We start from the raw sequence: 17,094 nt of genomic DNA on the forward strand, positions 1-17,094 counted from the left end.
TTATTTCCAATTCTTTATACTATATGGCTATTTAGTGGGATGGCGCAGGCTATTATCATTATTGCTTTTGAATAATTTGAATTTAAAATTCGCATACTATCAATAAAAAGGATGGGGAAGATATGAAAAAAAGCCTGTTGATGTTTATTGCTCTATTAACTGTGCTTGCTGGATGTGGAAAATCAAATAGTGCAGCTATCTCAGTCAATGATGACCACAAATATCAGGAAGAACGGCAATCGGTAGAAAAAGTTTTAGGCCATGACAAACATGTCCAAAAGGTATCTGTCTTATTTACAAAAAAAGAGGCAATTGTAGGTGTTGAGGTAAAGCCGTTTTCAAAATGGAATAAAAAGAAATATGAAAAGAAGTGGAAAAAAGAAATTAAGCGTGCACTTCCTGATCGCGATGTGCTAGTTAGTACAGATCAAAAGATAATAATGGAAACAGATCGTTTAAACGAAAAGAAAATGAGCGAGAAGAAGGTAAAAGAAAAAATTAAAAATTTAAAAGAATTAGCGGAGGAGCAAACTTAATGGATGCAAAACAATATGATACTTTACAACAATCTCTGTCGCCAAAACCTTCCATTATAAAAAATTGTTTAAAGGCTTTTCTCGTAGGCGGCATCATTTGTACAATTGGCCAGCTGATTACGTTCTTTTATATGGCTTATTTTAATTTTACAGAAAGAACAGCAGGAAACCCGACAGTCGCTACAATGATTTTCCTTGCTATGCTATTTACTGGATTCGGGCTTTATAAGAAACTTGCACAATTTGCAGGAGCAGGTAGCGCCGTACCAGTTACAGGGTTCGGTAATGCTGTTATCTCATCAGCCATTGAACATAAATCAGAAGGATATGTATTGGGTGTCGGTGGTAATATTTTTAAATTAGCAGGTTCTGTTATTGTATTCGGCGTTGTATCAGCCTTTGTAGTAGCACTAGTAAAACTTCTGTTAGTAACAGTGGGGGTGACGAATTGGTAATGGATCAAGGAGTAATTTATTTTCCATCAAAGCCTTCCATTATTGCTTCTGGAGTAGTAGGTGGCCCTTTAGAGAAAAAAAGTGTATTTGCTGCTGATTTTGACCTTCTTTTAGATGATGAAAGAGCAGAAGAAAAATCCAATGAAAAGGGCCATAAGCAGATGGCTCTTCAAGCATGCCAAATTGCATTAGAAAAAGCGAATATTAAAGAACGTGATGTTGACTTCCTTATGAGTGGAGATTTAGTTAATCAAATGACTCCCTCCAACTTTCTAGCGTCTACGTTAGGTATTCCATATCTTGGACTTTATTCTGCCTGTGCTACTTCCATATCCGGAGCTATTGTGGCAGCATTACTAACAGAATTAGGGGCAAGTAAATATGCGTTGGCTGGTGCTGCAAGCCAGCATAACTCCATTGAAAGGCAATTTCGATATCCAGTGGAATATGGCGGTCAAAAACCTGGTACAGCACAATGGACCGTTACAGCAGCAGGCTATGCATTAATTGCGAAAGGGCAGATGAATAGTCCTGTAATAGAGGCCGCAACTGTCGGAAAATCCATCGACTTACAGCAAACTGATCCTTTCCATATGGGGGCAGCTATGGCACCTGCAGCTTGCGACACAATTACAAGGCATTTAAAAGGAAGAGGACAATCATTAAGCGACTACGATTTAATCATTACGGGAGATTTGGCGAAGGTTGGTCTTCCAATATTACAGGAATGTTTAATTAAGGAAGGAATGGCTCAGCAAGATGTGATGAAAATCCGTGATGCCGGAGCAGAATTCTATGGAGATGATCAAACCTTTCTTGCCGGAGCAAGTGGCGCGGGGTGCTCTGCATCTGTCTTTTTCAGTACTATTCTAAAGGGATTGAATGAGAAGAAGTATGAAAGGGTCTTAGCAGTCGCAACAGGAGCATTGCTTTCGCCGCTTACTGTTCAGCAAAATGAGTCTATTCCTTGCACGGCACACGCCATCGAAATTTCAATGAAATGAGGATATAAATATGTTTGCAACATTGTTGATTGCTTTTATTGTAGGTGGCCTTATTTGCGTTGTAGGGCAACTGATTATGGATTTAGGAAAACTGACCCCAGCACATACTTTAAGTATTCTGGTTGTTCTTGGTTCAGTTTTAGACGGCTTTAATTTGTATGAACCGTTAATTGACTTTGCTGGAGCTGGTGCAACTATTCCGATTACCTCTTTTGGTAACTCCTTGACACACGGTGCTCTAGCAGAAGCAGAAAAGCACGGATGGATTGGCGTTCTGACAGGAATGTTCGAAGTGACAAGTTCGGGTATCAGTGCAGCAATTGTTTTTGGTATGATTGGTGCGCTTATTTTCCACTCAAAAGGTCAGCATCCATAGACATACGCCCGGTCTCTCTTTTCCAAAAGGCATAGGATATAGAGAAAAGAGAGGAGGGGATGTAAATGTCATGGGGATACGGATGCGGAGGCGGTTACGGATACGGAGGCGGCTTCGGCGGAGGCTGCTATGGTTATGATGGTGGTGGATCTTCTTACGGTGGATCTACTTTCATTTTAATCGTTGTTTTATTCATCTTGTTGATTATTGTTGGCGCAAGTTTCATTTGCTAGAGGAGGATATTGAATGAATTCACCTTTCTTTCGTAAAATCGAACAAAAGACTGGGGTTCCAATGGAAGAAGTCTTCGCACTAGCAAATGCCATTCAAAACGCCGACTTTCAAGATGAACGTCAAGTACGTAAAATCGTAAAAAAAGTAGCGAAGCTTGCAAATAAGCCCGTTTCAAAAGATCTAGAAGAGCAAATTGTCAATTCTATTATGAAGAATGGCAAGAATTTGGACATAAGTAAAATCCAAGATATGCTTTAATATAAGTTTCCCCTGGCATGATGTTTATCTTTTAAACATATAGGGTATAAAGGATAAAAAACTGTCGGGGGTGCTTATAATGAGTTATATTTTACCAATCAATGACTATCAAGCTGCTCAATATATCAATCGCTCTGCACAAACAAGAGAATCCTATTCATACGTGGAACGTGTTGAGAAAGTGAAAAATTCATCAAAGTTTCAGCAGGAGTTAGAGCAAAAAAGACAAACGATGAAGCAATCTTTCTATGTAGAGAAAAAAAGATCTACACCTGTACACCAACCAATCATACACAGTCCTAAACGCCATACAGCTGATTCTTATGATCACGAAATTGTGAATAAAACGGATAAGGGATTGATTTGCAACTTATATGTCTAATATGCTCAATTCATCAATGGATCAACCTAAACCCTTCCATACTTCTTCCATATAAAAAGCTACGATGTACTTGAGATTCATAGACATCGTAGCTTTTTTGCTGTTATATTATTTTTTCCATAGCGCGGTAAGGTATTCCGGCATCGAGAAATTCTGGAGAAGTGATGATATAATTCTGTTTCTCGTAAAAAGGAATAGCATGCGTTTGGGCATTCAACTTTACTTTACGAATCTCTGAGCCATGAATAAAATCTTCTAGGCAATTCATCATGAGAATACCAATCTGCTTTCGACGGAAATCTGGTAAAACGCATACGCGTTCTACAACAGCTACTAGTTCATCTGTAAATCTTACACGCCCAGCGGCAATCGGTCGATTATCAAAGTATGCGACAAAGTGTGTAGCACTCTCATCATATTCATCTATTTCTAAAGGTTGAGGAATTCCTTGTTCTTTCACAAACACTTCTCTTCGAACAAAAAAAGCATCCTGCAATTCTTTTTCTGTTTCAACAATCTTAGCGAAAACCAATAATTACTCTTCTCCTCTAAGTCGGTAAGTTTCAAACACTGTCCAAGAACCATCCTCTAACTGATAAAGCAAATGAATACGATTAATTGTTTCGTTGAAATCAACCTTTGTCATGCGCAATTGGCCAAAGACATCATCATGTTCTCCAGCGCTCATATCTTGGGCAATCGTAATATGAGGTACAAATTTATATTTTGCTTCGCCGCCTGCAACATCATTTTCTAATGCCTCGTGTAAGCGCATAAGTTGTTCTGTCGGCTCCACTTTTAAATAAATGGCATTATTAACAGGTGCAAAAGAGCTAATCTTTGAAATAGAAATAGTTAGCGGATTAAATTGTTCGCACACCTTCTTAATAGATGCTGAGATTTCCTCAATTTCAGAAGATTGGATTTCTGTTTCTCCTTTTAATGTAATATGCGGAGTAATTTTTGCGTAATGGGTATCATATCTTTTACGATAAGAGTTAGCAAAATCTTGGATTTCTTTTGATGGGAATGCAACAATTCCATATTTCATATTATGAAAACCTCCTTAATAGAAAAATAATTAACTTAATTTTCAGTATAGCAGAAATTACTGTAAAGGTTATTACCTAACTATTTATTTTTGACCGAAATTTTGTCGGATAGCTCTTTTTAAGTCAGCTTGCCAAAATTTCCACGTATGTTTGCCCTCAAATTCATCGTAAAACGTATCAACACCTAGTTCCTTAAGCAGTTGGTGAAGTTTTCGGTTTGGTGTCAAAAAGTCTTTTACTTTTTTATCCATCGTCACGACTTCCGTTTCTAAAGAACCGATAACATGATATACCGAAAAAGCATGAGGATCTTTCATTTCTTGGACTTTCTGAAGCACCTCTTCATTCACTTGCGGCGATTGAAGCAGTACCTTTCCAAAAGTATTAGGATAGGCAACAGCGGCAAGCAAAGATACTGTGGCTGCTTGAGAATCACCAATAAGTGCCCGGGCCATGCCCATATGATAAGTGGAATAATTTTTGTCTAAATAGGGCACAAGCTCATGTGCTAAGAAACGTAAATAAGCGGTATGTAAGTCGCCATTTGGCAAGTACTTGCGTCTACGATCTTCCACATTTTTATATGGAACGCCCACAATAATTAAATTTTCAATCTCTTCATTTGCCAAATATTCATCGGCAATTCTAGAAATGCGTCCTAACTGAAAATAGTCGCGCCCGTCAGAAGCGATTAAAATAGTATATTTGTAAAGCGGTGAATAATTTTCTGGTAGATAAATCAACAAATGTAATTCTTCTTGTAGTGCTTCGCTAAAAAATGCTATATCGTTAATAGTTCCTTGTCCCATACCAAACACACCCTTCAACATTCTGTAGGGAAATTGTAACATATGAATTTGCAAAGGTATAATAAGAAATATAGGGAGAAATGAGGTCATTATTATGTATAATGAAAAAGTGAATATATCCTCCGAAAGCGTCCGAAATGCAGCAAAAGAAGCAATTGCGCGACGTGGCGTATTGATTAGCGATATCGCCGAAATTGTATTTGAAATGCAATATCCCTATAGCAACGGCTTGACACTGGCACATTGCATTCAATCAGTCGAACGGGTTCTCAATAAGAGAGAGGTACAGCATGCTATTCTCGTCGGAGTTGAATTAGATGAACTAGCAGAAAAGGGAATGTTATCCCAGCCGTTGCAGCAATTAATCGAGTCAGATGAAAGCCTTTTTGGCATTGATGAAACACTTGCGATAGGCTCTGTCCTCACATATGGAAGTATAGCAATGACAACGTATGGACATTTGGATAAGCAAAAAATCGGCATCATCAAGAAATTGGATACTAGAGACGGAACAGGCGTCCACACATTTTTAGATGATTTGATTGCAAGCATTGCAGCATCTGCTTCTTCTCGACTAGCACATCGTATTCGCGACGTCGAAGAAACAGGTGAATCGATTGCAGGGAGAGATAAAGTATAGCGTCTTTGCGCAGCGTCATACTTGGCGCTGTTTCGTCGCGTTATACAATTTATAAAGAAAATATGGTGATAGTATGAAATGGTGGATCATCCTACTATGCAGCATGGTGCTTGTAGTACTTGCAGGCTGTACATTGGACAATTCTTCTAGTAATGAACAAGAAACTGAAACATCAGAAAAAGTACCTGTAAAGGTAATAAGCGTGATGGATGGCGATACAATTAAGGTGAAATATAATGGTGAACTAAAAAAAGTTCGCTACTTATTGATTGATACACCCGAGATGTATCATAAACAACTTGGCGAGCAGCCATATGGGCGCGAAGCACAGACTAAAAATAGAGAGATATTGAATCATGCTAAGAATGTTTCCTTAGAGTTTGATGTTGGCGATAAGGAGGACAAGTATGGCCGCCTACTAGCTTATGTCTACGCGGACGGAAAAAGTGTGCAAGAACAATTAGTGGCAGAGGGACTAGCACGTGTTGGCTATATCTATCAGCCGAATACAAAGTATGTAAATGAATTTAAAGATATTCAAGAACAAGCTAAGAAAAAGAAGATTGGGATATGGAGATATGACGGATATGTAACCGATCGAGGATTTGTCAAATCTGTCGTTGAAAAGCAACAACATACGAAAAATTCGAACGGGACTTTCCGACAAAAAGATAACGGAAAAAGCGCTTGTACGATTAAAGGCAATATTAACAGCAAAGGAAATAAACTATACCACATACCAGGAATGGCTCAGTACAATAATGTAAAACCGGAAAAAACATTTTGTACAGAAGAGGAAGCCAAAAAGGCAGGTTTTACAAAAGCGGCAAGGTAGGTGTATCAATGACAAAAATCTATATGCTTCGCCATGGAGAAACAGATTGGAATTTAGCGGGGAAAATTCAAGGTGGGACAGATACTGTACTGAATGAAAATGGGAAGCGGCAGGCGATTGCTTGTAGGAGTTACTTTCAAGATAAAAATTGCCAAGTGATTTTTAGTAGCACGCTTCAAAGAGCGCGGCAAACTGCTACTATAATGAATGAAACGTTGGACCTGCCATTAATTTTGATAGACGAGTTTAAAGAACGAAACTTCGGCAAGGCAGAAGGACTAACACTAGAAGAACGTTTGAAATTATATCCAAGCAAGCAGTATCCGAACCAAGAATCTATGGAAAGTCTCTGCCAAAGGTTAGCAAAGGGTTTGCATAAGATTCAGCAAAGCTATCCCCACGATGAGGTTATCTTAGTCACACATGGTGCAGTCATCCATACAATCTTTGATATGGTTGAAAAGATGGCAGTTTTTCAAGAAGTCCCTCGCTTATCAAATGGTGGAATTAGCACACTATCATATGAAAAAGAGAAATGGGTATTAGAAACATACAATGATACAAGCTATATGACGGATTTAAAATAAGAGGGCAAGTAGAAATAGTACGTTGTCATTAATAACTTTAAATGAATAAAAGGATAGATAGAGACGATTGAAACAGCTCTATCTATCCTTTTTATGTGATTCTATTAGAAGAATGAAAAATAGACGATTTAAACTATGGTTTAATCCTCATCATAATAACTACTATTATTCCTGCTACTCCTATAATAGCTAGTAAACAATAGACTAGTGTGTTTCCAAACCAGTATAGAAAATATGGTAAAACTATCAAAATTATACCTAATAAGATAAGAACGATGCCCGTACCCTTTGCTAACTTTTCTTTATCCCCTTCAAAAGTTGCTTCATTATAACCCGCAATTAGAAAAAGCATCTTTTTATACCAAATTAAATAGCCTAATAAGATTAAAATGAATCCAACAATTGAAGTTAATATAACCAGGTTAAAATCCATATCCATTCTTCCGTCCTTTACAATTTAATAAACTGTATAATGAAAACAACAAGATATATAATTCATCGTTTTGGTTTCAATATATTTTTATAGTGTTAAGTCTAAAAGTGAATAATTTATTTTTAAATATGTATTTGAATACGTAAAAAACCTAAAAGTGTAAAATGCTGATTTCATCATAATATGCAACAAAAAGCTTGAACAATCTTTATCTTATAGCGTAGCGGAAGACGGCGTCTCCTGCGGGAAAAGCTTGAGCTGAAAGCCCCGCAAGAGCGAAGTGATGAGGAGATTGAAGCCAAGCCCGCGGAAAGCGTCGTCTGGAACGAAGCGATATAAGCAGACATTATAAGCAAAAATTAAACCTCTTTTTTACATTAGGCTAGCTATAGATAGCATCTTCTGCTTGAAAAGCTTGAGCTGAAAGCCCCGCAAGAACGAAGTGATGAGGAGATTGAAGCCAAGCTCGCGGAAAGCGCCGTCTGGAGAGAAGCAGTTTATAATTAGCTATTTGAAAAGCGAACATTATATAAATAAAATTATATAATGTTCGATTATTGGTTTGACAGCTGGATAATCCTGTAGTATTATCAGGGTGTAATAAGCAATTCTCTCATATATCCCCGGGAATATGGCCCGAAAGTTTCTACCCAATAACCGTAAATTATTGGACTATGAGAGAAAGTAGAACCGTTTGCTGGATATTATGGGATCAGTGTACCCATTTTCACTTTCCGGACAGACTACTTTCTCTTTGAAAGTAATCTGTCCGGTTTTTTTATTTCAAAAGAATGCACAGTAGAGTGATGTCTTACTTATCTTTATGTTAGATGGAGGGAAAGAGATGCCACAAGTTGGGGTAATCATGGGAAGCACATCTGATTGGGAAACAATGAAGCATACATGTGCCATTTTAGAGGAACTGGAAATCGACTTTGAAAAACGAGTAGTATCAGCACACCGAACGCCAGAATTATTATTTCACTATGCTGAAGGGGCAAAGGAACGCGGCATAAAAGTAATAATTGCTGGGGCAGGAGGAGCTGCCCACTTGCCAGGTATGACAGCTGCTAAGACAACGCTTCCTGTTATTGGCGTGCCAGTTCAAACGAAGGCACTCAATGGGCTAGATTCTCTTTTATCGATTGTGCAAATGCCTGGCGGTGTGCCAGTCGCAACAGTAGCAATCGGGAAAGCAGGTGCAACAAACGCTGGCCTGCTGGCTGCTCAAATTTTGGCAACATCATATGAAATGTTAGCGGAAAAGTTAGAAATGATGCGCAATGAAACAAGGGAGAAGGTGCTAAACAGTAGTGAACAACTTACATAGCCCTGTGATTGTACCGGGGCAAACGATTGGCATTATCGGCGGAGGACAGCTTGGCAGAATGATGGCCATTGCTGCGAAAGCGATGGGATTTCGTGTTGCGGTATTAGATCCAACTCCAAATGGGCCATGTGCACAAGTAGCAGATATTGAAATTATTGGCGCTTATGATGATACAGAAAAATTACAAGAACTTGCAGATGTAAGTGATGTCATTACATTTGAATTCGAAAATATTAGCTCTCCAGCATTGAATTGGCTTAGTGATTATGCGTATTTACCTCAAGGCTCTGCATTATTAAGAATCAGTCAAAACCGTATAGCTGAAAAAACGGCTCTAAAGTCCAGCGGTGTTGAGGTCGCTCCATATTGTGTCATTCAAACTTTGGAGGAACTTGCAATCGGGGTAGAAAAAATAGGATTTCCGTGCGTGTTAAAAACAGCTCGCGGCGGTTATGACGGTAAAGGGCAGCTTGTAATAAAGAACCGTATAGATTTATCTCGCGCAAGCGATCTTATACAAAGCAGTGTGTGTGTATTAGAAGCTTGGGTGCCCTACGTGAAAGAGATATCTGTCATTTTGACTAGAAAAGCAGACGGTGAATGTACGTGCTTCCCAATTGCTGAAAATATTCATCAAGACAATATTTTAGCGCAGACCATTGTGCCTGCCCGCATCAGTGAAAAAGCAGCCGAAGAGGCTACCAAGCAGGCGATGATGCTCGCAGAAAAGCTAGAAGTTGTTGGCACGCTTGCGGTCGAGATGTTTTTGACAGAAGAAGATAAAGTGATTATGAATGAACTAGCACCACGACCGCACAATTCAGGACACTTCACACTGGATGCCTGCGAAACCTCACAATTTGAACAACATATTCGAGCAATCTGTAATTGGCCACTAGGAAGTACCGAATTGCTAAAACCCGTTGTCATGATGAATTTGCTGGGACAGCATATGGAGAACGCGATTACGACCATACCACATAGTCTTGGGTGGAAGTATCACATTTATGGAAAAAAAGAAGCAGCGTTTAACCGGAAAATGGGCCATATTAATATTCTTCACCGGAATACAGAAGAAGCTCTTATGCAAATTGAAAAAAGCAGATTATGGAAAACACCCTTAAACACATAAATCATGCACATATATTGAAATGGGTGTTTGACCATCTTTATGGCTCATTTTATCAATTGTTTAGTCATACTATTCGGAAAAATGGAGGGGCAGGAATGGAAAAGAGAGAGATGTTATATGAAGGGAAAGCAAAAAAGATTTATGCAACAGATCAGGAAGATGTAGTCCTAATACAATATAAGGATGAAGCCACTGCTTTTAATGGGGAGAAAAAAGCACAGATTGCGGGCAAAGGGGTTTTAAATAATTCGATTACAAGTTTGCTGTTTTCAAAGCTTCATAGCGAAAACATTCAATCTCATTTCATCCAGAAAATTTCCGAACGAGAGCACCTTGCAAAGAAAGTATCCATTATTCCATTGGAAGTGGTAGTGCGAAACAAGGCTGCCGGTAGCCTATCCAAAAGGCTCGGTATAGCAGAGGGCGTGCCATTCTCTAAACCGCTTGTTGAATTTTACTATAAAGATGATGCATTGGGCGATCCACTGCTCAATGAAGATCATATTGAAGAACTGGCGATTGCTGCCCCAGCTGATGTAATTTTGCTAAAACAGTATGCACAGCAGGTAAATGCAGTGTTGAGTGCTTTCTTTCAAGAACTTGGTATTACGCTTATAGATTTTAAATTAGAGTTCGGCAAAACAGCAGACGGTAAAATTTTGCTTGCAGATGAAATATCGCCGGATACTTGTCGACTATGGGAAACAGCTACAAATAAAAAGCTAGATAAAGATGTCTTTCGCCGAGACTTAGGCAGTTTAACAGAAGCTTATCAAACGATTCTCATGAAATTGGAGGAAGAAATCCATGTATAAGGTACAAGTATATATTACATTACGTGAAAGTGTATTAGATCCTCAAGGTTCAGCTGTAAAACAATCCTTGCATAGCCTGGGCTATAAAGGAATTGAAGAGTTACGAATTGGTAAATACCTAGAACTTACCATTGATCAAAAAGAACAAGATATAGATGGTTTGGTCAATGAAGTGTGCCAGAAGCTACTGGCAAATACGGTGATTGAAGACTATCGCTACGATATTAAGGAGGTTGCCGCGCTATGAAGTTTGCTGTCATTGTATTTCCTGGTTCGAACTGTGATGCTGATATGTACCATGCTATCAAGGATGAGCTTGGTGAAGAGGTGGATTATGTTTGGCATACTGAAGACAATCTAGATCGCTATGATGGCATTTTGCTTCCTGGAGGATTTTCTTATGGAGACTACCTTCGAAGTGGGGCGCTTGCGCGTTTTTCAACTATCATGGAGCAGGTAGTTAAGGCAGCTGAGGAAGGGAAGCCTGTACTTGGCATTTGCAATGGATTTCAAATTTTATTGGAAGCAGGCCTTTTGCCTGGCGCGATGAGAAGAAATGAACAGCTTTCATTTATTTGCCGAAATGTGAAATTAAAAGTAGAAAACAGCCAGACTCCTTTCACCAATCTATATACAACTGGTGAAGTGCTTTCCATTCCGATTGCACATGGTGAAGGAAATTACTATTGCAATGATCAAACACTAGCAGAATTAAAAAAAGAAAATAGAATCCTGTTTACCTATCATGAAGAAAACCCGAATGGAAGCCTCGAGAATATTGCCGGCATTATGAATGCGAGAGGCAATGTGTTTGGTATGATGCCACATCCTGAACGAGCTGTAGATGCGCTCCTAGGATCAGAGGACGGGCTGAAGCTGTTCCAATCAATCGTTAAGAGCTGGAGGGAATCACATGTCGTTACTGCTTGAACCTACTGTTGAATCCATAAAAGAAAATCGTTTGTATGCTGAAATGGGATTATCGGATGAAGAATTTGCATTGGTTGAAAAAATTCTGGGACGCACGCCTAACTACACGGAAACAGGTCTTTTTTCTGTCATGTGGTCAGAACATTGCTCCTATAAAAATTCAAAGCCCATTTTAAAGAAGTTCCCTGTAACAGGCGAAAAAGTATTACAGGGGCCAGGTGAAGGCGCAGGGATTGTCGATATCGGTGACGATTTAGCCGTTGTATTTAAAATCGAAAGCCACAATCATCCATCGGCTATCGAACCCTATCAAGGAGCTGCCACAGGTGTAGGGGGTATTATCCGTGATGTCTTTTCGATGGGAGCACGCCCTATTGCCTTATTAAATTCGCTTCGTTTTGGAGAACTGCAAAATCCTCGTGTGAAATACCTATTCAAAGAAGTAGTTGCAGGTATTGCAGGATATGGAAATTGTATTGGCATTCCAACAGTAGGAGGAGAAATCCAGTTTGATTCTTCCTATGAAGGCAATCCTCTTGTCAATGCGATGTGCGTCGGTTTAATTGCACATAAGGATATCAAAAAGGGCCAAGCGCATGGTGTAGGGAATACTGTCATGTATGTAGGTGCAAAAACAGGACGCGATGGAATTCATGGAGCTACATTTGCTTCAGAGGAACTTTCCCAAGCATCCGAAGAAAAACGCCCTGCCGTTCAAGTCGGTGATCCGTTTATGGAAAAACTATTGCTTGAGGCATGTCTTGAGCTTGTTCAATCAGATGCGCTTGTTGGCATACAAGATATGGGTGCAGCAGGTTTAACCAGTTCTTCTGCTGAAATGGCAAGCAAAGCTGGTTCTGGCATTGAAATGAATCTCGATCATGTTCCACAACGTGAAACGAATATGACCGCCTATGAAATGATGCTTTCCGAGTCACAGGAGCGCATGCTGCTTGTAGTTAAGAAGGGTCGTGAAAACGAAATCGTCGAATTGTTTTCGAAATATGGCCTTGAAGCCGTATCGATTGGAAGAGTAACGGATGATCACCAGTTGACACTATTCCATCAGGGCGAAAAAGTAGCACAGGTGCCGGTGGATGCACTTGCCGAGGATGCACCAGTCTATCATAAACCATCAAATGAGCCGCAGTTTTTCCGCGATTTCCAAGCAATGAACGTAAAAGCTCCTGTGGTTACAGATTATAAAGAGACTCTTTTGAATCTATTGGCACAGCCTACTATTGCCAGCAAAGAGTGGGTGTACAACCAATATGATTATATGGTGAGAACAAATACAGTCGTAGCGCCGGGCTCTGATGCCGCAGTTGTCCGCATTCGAGGAACGAAAAAGGCGCTTGCAATGACAACAGACTGCAATTCGCGTTACTTATACTTAGACCCTGAAAACGGAGGGAAAATCGCTGTAGCCGAGGCAGCTAGAAATATTGTATGTTCCGGCGGAGAACCCCTTGCTATTACAGATTGCTTGAATTTCGGCAACCCGGAAAAGCCAGAGATTTTCTGGCAGCTTGAGCAAGCGGCAGACGGAATGAGCGAAGCATGCAGAACGCTGAAAACGCCGGTAATTGGCGGTAATGTTTCGCTCTACAATGAAACAAATGGTGAAGCAGTATACCCAACCCCTGTAGTAGGCATGGTAGGGCTTATTGAAGATACAGCACATATCACGACACAAACGTTTAAAGATGCGGGTGATTTGATTTATATCATCGGCGAGGCAAAGGAAGAGTTTGGTGGAAGTGAACTCCAAAAGATGGTAGAAGGAAAGATCTTTGGGAGTGCCCCAGCCATTGATTTAGAAATCGAACAAAAGCGCCAATCCCAATTGCTTCAAGCGATTCGATCAGGACTTGTTAAATCCGCTCATGACATATCTGAAGGTGGACTATCTATCGCACTAGCTGAATCATTATTTGGCCAAAATCAACTGGGAGCAAAAGTATCTATAAAAGGTACTGAATCAGCAGCGCTCTTTGGTGAAACACAATCTCGTTTCCTTCTATCGATTAAGGAGGCAAATCAAGCTGCATTTGAAGCAGTGATGGATGATGCAGTATGTCTCGGGAAAGTGACGTCCACTCCAAAGCTTATCGTTCATAACGAAAAAGGAGAGCTACTAATAGATGCGGCTGTCCAAGAATTGCAGGATGTGTGGAAAGGAGCAATCCCATGCTTGCTGAATTAAAGGGTTTAAATGAAGAATGCGGCGTATTTGGGATATGGGGCCATCAGGATGCAGCAAATATTACATATTACGGACTCCATAGCCTTCAACACAGAGGGCAAGAAGGCTGCGGAATGGTTTTAACAGATGGAAAAAATCTAACTGGTGTAAAAGGCGAAGGGCTTGTCACAGAAATATTCACATCAGAAAAAATGCAAGGACTTTCTGGGCATGCGGCGATTGGACATGTACGTTATGCAACAGCAGGAGGTGGCGGATATGAAAATGTCCAGCCATTCCTCTTTAACTCACAAAGCGGTGGGCTTGCACTGGCGCACAATGGAAATCTAGTGAATGCGGCACAGTTAAAAGATCAGCTAGAAGCACAGGGAAGCATTTTTCAGACCACTTCAGACACGGAAGTTCTTGCTCATTTAATTAAACGCGGTGGTTTCGCAGATTTGAAGACGCGTGTTAAAAATGCACTTGGGATGTTAAAGGGAGCTTATGCTTTTTTAATCATGACCGAGACGGAAATGATGGTAGCTCTTGATCCACATGGTCTTAGGCCATTGTCTTTAGGAAAGATTGGCGATGGGGTTGTAGTAGCTTCTGAAACATGCGCCTTAGACATCGTCGGTGCACAATTTATACGGGATATTGAACCGGGTGAGCTTGTGATTATTAATGAGGAAGGCATTCACTCAGAGAGATTCGCACATGCGACACAGCGCTCGATGTGTTCAATGGAATATGTTTATTTCTCTCGTCCTGACAGCAATGTAGATGGAATTAATGTTCATACAGCGCGTAAAAATTTGGGAAAACAGCTGGCACTAGAATCAGTGATCCATGCAGATGTCGTGACAGGGGTGCCCGATTCTGGCGTTTCAGTAGCGATTGGCTATGCGGAAGCATCTGGTATTCCATACGAGATGGGCCTCATTAAAAACCGTTATGTCGGACGGACATTTATCCAGCCATCACAGTCTCTCCGGGAGCAAGGTGTGAAAATGAAGCTGTCACCTGTGAGAGGCGTTGTAGAAGGTAAACGCGTAGTCATGGTCGATGATTCGATCGTACGGGGAACAACAAGCAAACGAATTGTAGCGATGTTGAAAGAAGCGGGAGCGAAAGAAGTGCATGTTTGTATCAGTTCACCACCTATTAAAAATCCTTGCTTTTATGGTATCGATACATCAACGCAAGACGAACTGATTGCATCGAAACTGTCAGTCGAGGAGCTGTGTGAACTGATTGGAGCAGACTCTCTTACTTTCTTAAGTGTAGAGGGCATGGTCAAGGGAATTGGCAGGCCTTATGCAGATGGAGGGCAATGCTTAGCATGTTTTACAGGGCAATACCCAACGGAAATTTATCCGGCATCAGAACCTGTATCGGAAAATCTAACAGTGGAAGAAGTAAAATTGGGAGCTAACTGACGCTCAACAATTAATCTCGGTAAAAAATAAAATGCTCAAAAGGAGTCATTCCATGGCAAATGCATACAAACAAGCTGGTGTAGATATTGAAGCCGGCTATGAATCCGTAGAACGCATGAAAAAACATGTGGCAAGAACGATGAGACCAGAAGTGATGAGTGGACTTGGCGGCTTCGGCGGACTATTTGACCTTTCCACACTAGGTTTAAAGGAACCTGTCTTAGTATCAGGAACAGATGGTGTAGGGACAAAGCTTCTTCTAGCGATGAAGATGGGACGCCATGACACAATCGGCATTGACTGTGTCGCAATGTGTGTAAACGATATTGCCGTACAGGGTGCACAGCCGCTTTATTTTCTTGATTATATCGCGTTGGGTAAAGCAGTGCCGGAACGTATTGAAGACATCGTGAAAGGAATTGCTGTAGGCTGTGAGCAAGCAGGCTGTGCATTGATTGGCGGCGAGACAGCTGAAATGCCTGGCATGTATGATGCAGATGAATATGATGTGGCTGGTTTCGCTGTAGGAGCATGCGAGAAATCTCAATTAATCACAGGTGAATCTATCCAGCCTGGCGATGCGATTATTGGCCTTGCTTCAAGTGGTATTCATAGCAATGGTTTTTCATTAGTACGAAAAGTTATTGAAGATATGCCTTTGGATCAGTATGTGGAAGAGATTAACGGAGTACTAGGCGATGTGCTGCTTACACCTACGAGAATTTATGTACGAGCTATTCAGGCTGCGGTGCAAGAAATTGATATCAAAGGGATGGCCCATATTACAGGTGGAGGTTTTGTAGAAAATCTTCCTCGCATGCTGCCAGCCGGAGTAGGAGCAGCTGTGAAACTCGACACCTGGAAGGTTCACCCAATATTTTCTTTATTGCAGAAAAAAGGGCAAATCTCAACGCATGAAATGTATCAAATCTTTAATATGGGCATTGGTTTGGCTGTGATCGTGAAGCGTGAAGACGCCGAACGTGCTGTAGCTCATTTTAAAAAATCAGGTGAAGAAGCATATATTATTGGCGAAACAGTCGCAGGGGAAGGAGTGTCGTTTGCCTAATGAAAAAAATTGCTATTTTTGCATCAGGCAACGGCTCAAACTTTCAATCCATCATGGAAGCTGAAGCAAAGAAAGAACTAAAAATAAAAACGTCCCTTCTTGTCTGTGATAATCACGAGGCTTATGTTCTACAACGTGCCCAAAAATTGGGGATTCCTATTTTTTGTTTTAATCCAAAGGAATACGAAGATAAAAAAGCATATGAAGAAGTAATCCTAGAGCATTTACTTGCAGAAGGAGTGGAATATCTCATTTTAGCAGGCTATATGCGCCTTATTGGGCCGACCATTCTACGGGAATACGAAGGACGAATTATTAATATCCATCCTTCACTACTTCCAGCTTTTCCTGGTAAAGATGCAATTGGGCAGGCACTGGATGCAAAGGCAAAGGAGACAGGCGTCACCGTCCATTATGTGGACGAAGGCATGGATACAGGACCTGTCATTGCACAGGAGTCCGTGCGAATTTATGAGAATGACACGGAAGAGTCGTTGAAGAAATGTATTCAAATAGTAGAACACCGTCTTTATCCATCTGTATTAAAAGAACTATTTCAACAAGAGCATGTAAACATAGGTTGAGGAGGA

23 protein-coding genes and 1 riboswitch are annotated in these 17,094 nt (G+C 40.5%); of the genes, 19 read left to right on the plus strand and 4 right to left on the minus strand.

Features of this window, described 5'->3' with window-relative positions; all coding sequences use genetic code 11:
* The first annotated feature begins 122 nt into the window (after positions 1 to 122).
* From F0527_RS02790 to F0527_RS02820, 7 genes are all read left to right on the plus strand, one after another.
* On the plus strand, positions 123 to 536 hold the full coding sequence (locus tag F0527_RS02790; protein WP_150283734.1) for a YhcN/YlaJ family sporulation lipoprotein: 414 nt from the start codon (positions 123 to 125) through the stop codon (positions 534 to 536).
* Entirely contained in the window at positions 536 to 991 is a 456-nt protein-coding gene (gene spoVAC, locus F0527_RS02795; RefSeq protein WP_066784830.1) for a stage V sporulation protein AC, read from the plus strand. The genes F0527_RS02790 and spoVAC overlap by 1 nt, the downstream gene beginning before the upstream one ends.
* Positions 991 to 1,995, plus strand: a complete 1,005-nt coding sequence (locus F0527_RS02800) for a stage V sporulation protein AD (protein WP_147195092.1) — start codon at positions 991 to 993, stop codon at positions 1,993 to 1,995. Before spoVAC ends, F0527_RS02800 begins: the two co-directional genes overlap by 1 nt.
* 10 nt (positions 1,996 to 2,005) lie before the next feature.
* Positions 2,006 to 2,371, plus strand: coding sequence for a stage V sporulation protein AE (gene spoVAE / locus F0527_RS02805; RefSeq protein ID WP_147194533.1), 366 nt, complete (start codon positions 2,006 to 2,008; stop codon positions 2,369 to 2,371).
* A 65-nt stretch (positions 2,372 to 2,436) separates the two neighbouring features.
* Positions 2,437 to 2,604 (plus strand): YjcZ family sporulation protein, encoded by a 168-nt coding sequence (locus tag F0527_RS02810; protein WP_147194530.1) that lies wholly within the window; start codon positions 2,437 to 2,439, stop codon positions 2,602 to 2,604.
* Positions 2,605 to 2,617: 13 nt separating this feature from the next.
* Entirely contained in the window at positions 2,618 to 2,863 is a 246-nt protein-coding gene (locus tag F0527_RS02815) for a stage VI sporulation protein F (RefSeq protein WP_147194527.1), read from the plus strand.
* A 79-nt stretch (positions 2,864 to 2,942) separates the two neighbouring features.
* The gene (locus F0527_RS02820; protein WP_150283735.1) at positions 2,943 to 3,245 is read left to right on the plus strand and encodes a hypothetical protein; all 303 of its coding nucleotides are present in this window, start codon (positions 2,943 to 2,945) and stop codon (positions 3,243 to 3,245) included.
* Between the two features lie 103 nt (positions 3,246 to 3,348).
* Here the strand turns inward: F0527_RS02820 and F0527_RS02825 are convergent, their stop codons facing one another.
* The 3 genes from F0527_RS02825 to F0527_RS02835 form a co-directional block, all read right to left on the minus strand.
* Positions 3,349 to 3,777 carry a GNAT family N-acetyltransferase gene (locus F0527_RS02825; protein ID WP_147194521.1) on the minus strand — a complete coding sequence of 143 codons (429 nt, stop codon included), beginning with the start codon at positions 3,775 to 3,777 and terminating at the stop codon, positions 3,349 to 3,351.
* 3 nt (positions 3,778 to 3,780) lie between these two features.
* The gene (locus F0527_RS02830; RefSeq protein WP_150283736.1) at positions 3,781 to 4,296 is read right to left on the minus strand and encodes a YjcG family protein; all 516 of its coding nucleotides are present in this window, start codon (positions 4,294 to 4,296) and stop codon (positions 3,781 to 3,783) included.
* Positions 4,297 to 4,380: 84 nt separating this feature from the next.
* Complete coding sequence (locus tag F0527_RS02835; protein ID WP_150283737.1) at positions 4,381 to 5,106, minus strand: alpha/beta hydrolase; 726 nt, start codon at positions 5,104 to 5,106, stop codon at positions 4,381 to 4,383.
* A gap of 94 nt (positions 5,107 to 5,200) precedes the next feature.
* Between F0527_RS02835 and F0527_RS02840 the strand changes: the two genes are divergently transcribed.
* The 3 genes from F0527_RS02840 to F0527_RS02850 all read left to right on the plus strand — a co-directional run bounded on the left by F0527_RS02840 (position 5,201) and on the right by F0527_RS02850 (position 7,168).
* Positions 5,201 to 5,746 carry a phosphatidylglycerophosphatase A family protein gene (locus tag F0527_RS02840; protein ID WP_066784859.1) on the plus strand — a complete coding sequence of 182 codons (546 nt, stop codon included), beginning with the start codon at positions 5,201 to 5,203 and terminating at the stop codon, positions 5,744 to 5,746.
* Between the two features lie 73 nt (positions 5,747 to 5,819).
* Positions 5,820 to 6,581: a thermonuclease family protein gene (locus tag F0527_RS17360; protein ID WP_150283738.1), complete on the plus strand. Its 762-nt coding sequence runs from the start codon at positions 5,820 to 5,822 to the stop codon at positions 6,579 to 6,581.
* An 8-nt stretch (positions 6,582 to 6,589) separates the two neighbouring features.
* The gene (locus F0527_RS02850) at positions 6,590 to 7,168 is read left to right on the plus strand and encodes a histidine phosphatase family protein (protein WP_150283739.1); all 579 of its coding nucleotides are present in this window, start codon (positions 6,590 to 6,592) and stop codon (positions 7,166 to 7,168) included.
* 133 nt (positions 7,169 to 7,301) lie between these two features.
* On the opposite strand, the gene F0527_RS02855 is transcribed toward F0527_RS02850, so the two are convergent.
* Complete coding sequence (locus F0527_RS02855) at positions 7,302 to 7,607, minus strand: DUF3784 domain-containing protein (protein ID WP_223823512.1); 306 nt, start codon at positions 7,605 to 7,607, stop codon at positions 7,302 to 7,304.
* A gap of 587 nt (positions 7,608 to 8,194) precedes the next feature.
* Positions 8,195 to 8,296: riboswitch (purine riboswitch) on the plus strand.
* Between the two features lie 149 nt (positions 8,297 to 8,445).
* Between F0527_RS02855 and purE the strand changes: the two genes are divergently transcribed.
* From purE to purN, 9 genes are all read left to right on the plus strand, one after another.
* Positions 8,446 to 8,931, plus strand: coding sequence for a 5-(carboxyamino)imidazole ribonucleotide mutase (purE, locus tag F0527_RS02860; RefSeq protein ID WP_150283740.1), 486 nt, complete (start codon positions 8,446 to 8,448; stop codon positions 8,929 to 8,931).
* Positions 8,915 to 10,063: a 5-(carboxyamino)imidazole ribonucleotide synthase gene (purK, locus tag F0527_RS02865; protein ID WP_150283741.1), complete on the plus strand. Its 1,149-nt coding sequence runs from the start codon at positions 8,915 to 8,917 to the stop codon at positions 10,061 to 10,063. Before purE ends, purK begins: the two co-directional genes overlap by 17 nt.
* Positions 10,064 to 10,158: 95 nt before the next feature.
* Positions 10,159 to 10,878: a phosphoribosylaminoimidazolesuccinocarboxamide synthase gene (gene purC, locus F0527_RS02870; protein WP_149031981.1), complete on the plus strand. Its 720-nt coding sequence runs from the start codon at positions 10,159 to 10,161 to the stop codon at positions 10,876 to 10,878.
* On the plus strand, positions 10,871 to 11,125 hold the full coding sequence (purS, locus tag F0527_RS02875) for a phosphoribosylformylglycinamidine synthase subunit PurS (RefSeq protein WP_066784878.1): 255 nt from the start codon (positions 10,871 to 10,873) through the stop codon (positions 11,123 to 11,125). The genes purC and purS overlap by 8 nt, the downstream gene beginning before the upstream one ends.
* Positions 11,122 to 11,808, plus strand: coding sequence for a phosphoribosylformylglycinamidine synthase subunit PurQ (gene purQ, locus F0527_RS02880; protein WP_150283742.1), 687 nt, complete (start codon positions 11,122 to 11,124; stop codon positions 11,806 to 11,808). Before purS ends, purQ begins: the two co-directional genes overlap by 4 nt.
* Positions 11,792 to 14,014, plus strand: a complete 2,223-nt coding sequence (gene purL, locus F0527_RS02885; protein ID WP_150283743.1) for a phosphoribosylformylglycinamidine synthase subunit PurL — start codon at positions 11,792 to 11,794, stop codon at positions 14,012 to 14,014. Before purQ ends, purL begins: the two co-directional genes overlap by 17 nt.
* Positions 13,999 to 15,435, plus strand: coding sequence for an amidophosphoribosyltransferase (gene purF / locus F0527_RS02890; RefSeq protein WP_150283744.1), 1,437 nt, complete (start codon positions 13,999 to 14,001; stop codon positions 15,433 to 15,435). Before purL ends, purF begins: the two co-directional genes overlap by 16 nt.
* 52 nt (positions 15,436 to 15,487) lie before the next feature.
* Positions 15,488 to 16,504 carry a phosphoribosylformylglycinamidine cyclo-ligase gene (gene purM / locus F0527_RS02895; RefSeq protein ID WP_150283745.1) on the plus strand — a complete coding sequence of 339 codons (1,017 nt, stop codon included), beginning with the start codon at positions 15,488 to 15,490 and terminating at the stop codon, positions 16,502 to 16,504.
* Entirely contained in the window at positions 16,504 to 17,088 is a 585-nt protein-coding gene (gene purN / locus F0527_RS02900) for a phosphoribosylglycinamide formyltransferase (protein ID WP_150283746.1), read from the plus strand. Before purM ends, purN begins: the two co-directional genes overlap by 1 nt.
* Positions 17,089 to 17,094: the final 6 nt, after the last annotated feature.

The organism is Rummeliibacillus sp. TYF-LIM-RU47 (assembly GCF_008638315.1).
GTDB lineage: Bacteria > Bacillota > Bacilli > Bacillales_A > Planococcaceae > Rummeliibacillus > Rummeliibacillus stabekisii.

What these genes read in the sequence shown, in the direction of transcription:
- spoVAE (WP_147194533.1), top strand. Translation starts at nt 2,006, where the DNA reads ATGTTTGCAACATTGTTGATTGCTTTTATTGTAGGTGGCCTTATTTGC.
- F0527_RS02835 (WP_150283737.1), bottom strand. Translation starts at nt 5,106, where the DNA reads ATGGGACAAGGAACTATTAACGATATAGCATTTTTTAGCGAAGCACTA.
- F0527_RS02800 (WP_147195092.1), top strand. Translation starts at nt 991, where the DNA reads ATGGATCAAGGAGTAATTTATTTTCCATCAAAGCCTTCCATTATTGCT.
- purS (WP_066784878.1), top strand. Translation starts at nt 10,871, where the DNA reads ATGTATAAGGTACAAGTATATATTACATTACGTGAAAGTGTATTAGAT.
- F0527_RS02815 (WP_147194527.1), top strand. Translation starts at nt 2,618, where the DNA reads ATGAATTCACCTTTCTTTCGTAAAATCGAACAAAAGACTGGGGTTCCA.
- purQ (WP_150283742.1), top strand. Translation starts at nt 11,122, where the DNA reads ATGAAGTTTGCTGTCATTGTATTTCCTGGTTCGAACTGTGATGCTGAT.
- spoVAC (WP_066784830.1), top strand. Translation starts at nt 536, where the DNA reads ATGGATGCAAAACAATATGATACTTTACAACAATCTCTGTCGCCAAAA.
- purF (WP_150283744.1), top strand. Translation starts at nt 13,999, where the DNA reads ATGCTTGCTGAATTAAAGGGTTTAAATGAAGAATGCGGCGTATTTGGG.
- purL (WP_150283743.1), top strand. Translation starts at nt 11,792, where the DNA reads ATGTCGTTACTGCTTGAACCTACTGTTGAATCCATAAAAGAAAATCGT.
- F0527_RS02820 (WP_150283735.1), top strand. Translation starts at nt 2,943, where the DNA reads ATGAGTTATATTTTACCAATCAATGACTATCAAGCTGCTCAATATATC.
- purE (WP_150283740.1), top strand. Translation starts at nt 8,446, where the DNA reads ATGCCACAAGTTGGGGTAATCATGGGAAGCACATCTGATTGGGAAACA.
- purN (WP_150283746.1), top strand. Translation starts at nt 16,504, where the DNA reads ATGAAAAAAATTGCTATTTTTGCATCAGGCAACGGCTCAAACTTTCAA.
- F0527_RS02830 (WP_150283736.1), bottom strand. Translation starts at nt 4,296, where the DNA reads ATGAAATATGGAATTGTTGCATTCCCATCAAAAGAAATCCAAGATTTT.
- F0527_RS02855 (WP_223823512.1), bottom strand. Translation starts at nt 7,607, where the DNA reads ATGGATATGGATTTTAACCTGGTTATATTAACTTCAATTGTTGGATTC.
- purC (WP_149031981.1), top strand. Translation starts at nt 10,159, where the DNA reads ATGGAAAAGAGAGAGATGTTATATGAAGGGAAAGCAAAAAAGATTTAT.
- F0527_RS02790 (WP_150283734.1), top strand. Translation starts at nt 123, where the DNA reads ATGAAAAAAAGCCTGTTGATGTTTATTGCTCTATTAACTGTGCTTGCT.
- F0527_RS02810 (WP_147194530.1), top strand. Translation starts at nt 2,437, where the DNA reads ATGTCATGGGGATACGGATGCGGAGGCGGTTACGGATACGGAGGCGGC.
- F0527_RS02840 (WP_066784859.1), top strand. Translation starts at nt 5,201, where the DNA reads ATGTATAATGAAAAAGTGAATATATCCTCCGAAAGCGTCCGAAATGCA.
- purM (WP_150283745.1), top strand. Translation starts at nt 15,488, where the DNA reads ATGGCAAATGCATACAAACAAGCTGGTGTAGATATTGAAGCCGGCTAT.
- F0527_RS02850 (WP_150283739.1), top strand. Translation starts at nt 6,590, where the DNA reads ATGACAAAAATCTATATGCTTCGCCATGGAGAAACAGATTGGAATTTA.
- F0527_RS17360 (WP_150283738.1), top strand. Translation starts at nt 5,820, where the DNA reads ATGAAATGGTGGATCATCCTACTATGCAGCATGGTGCTTGTAGTACTT.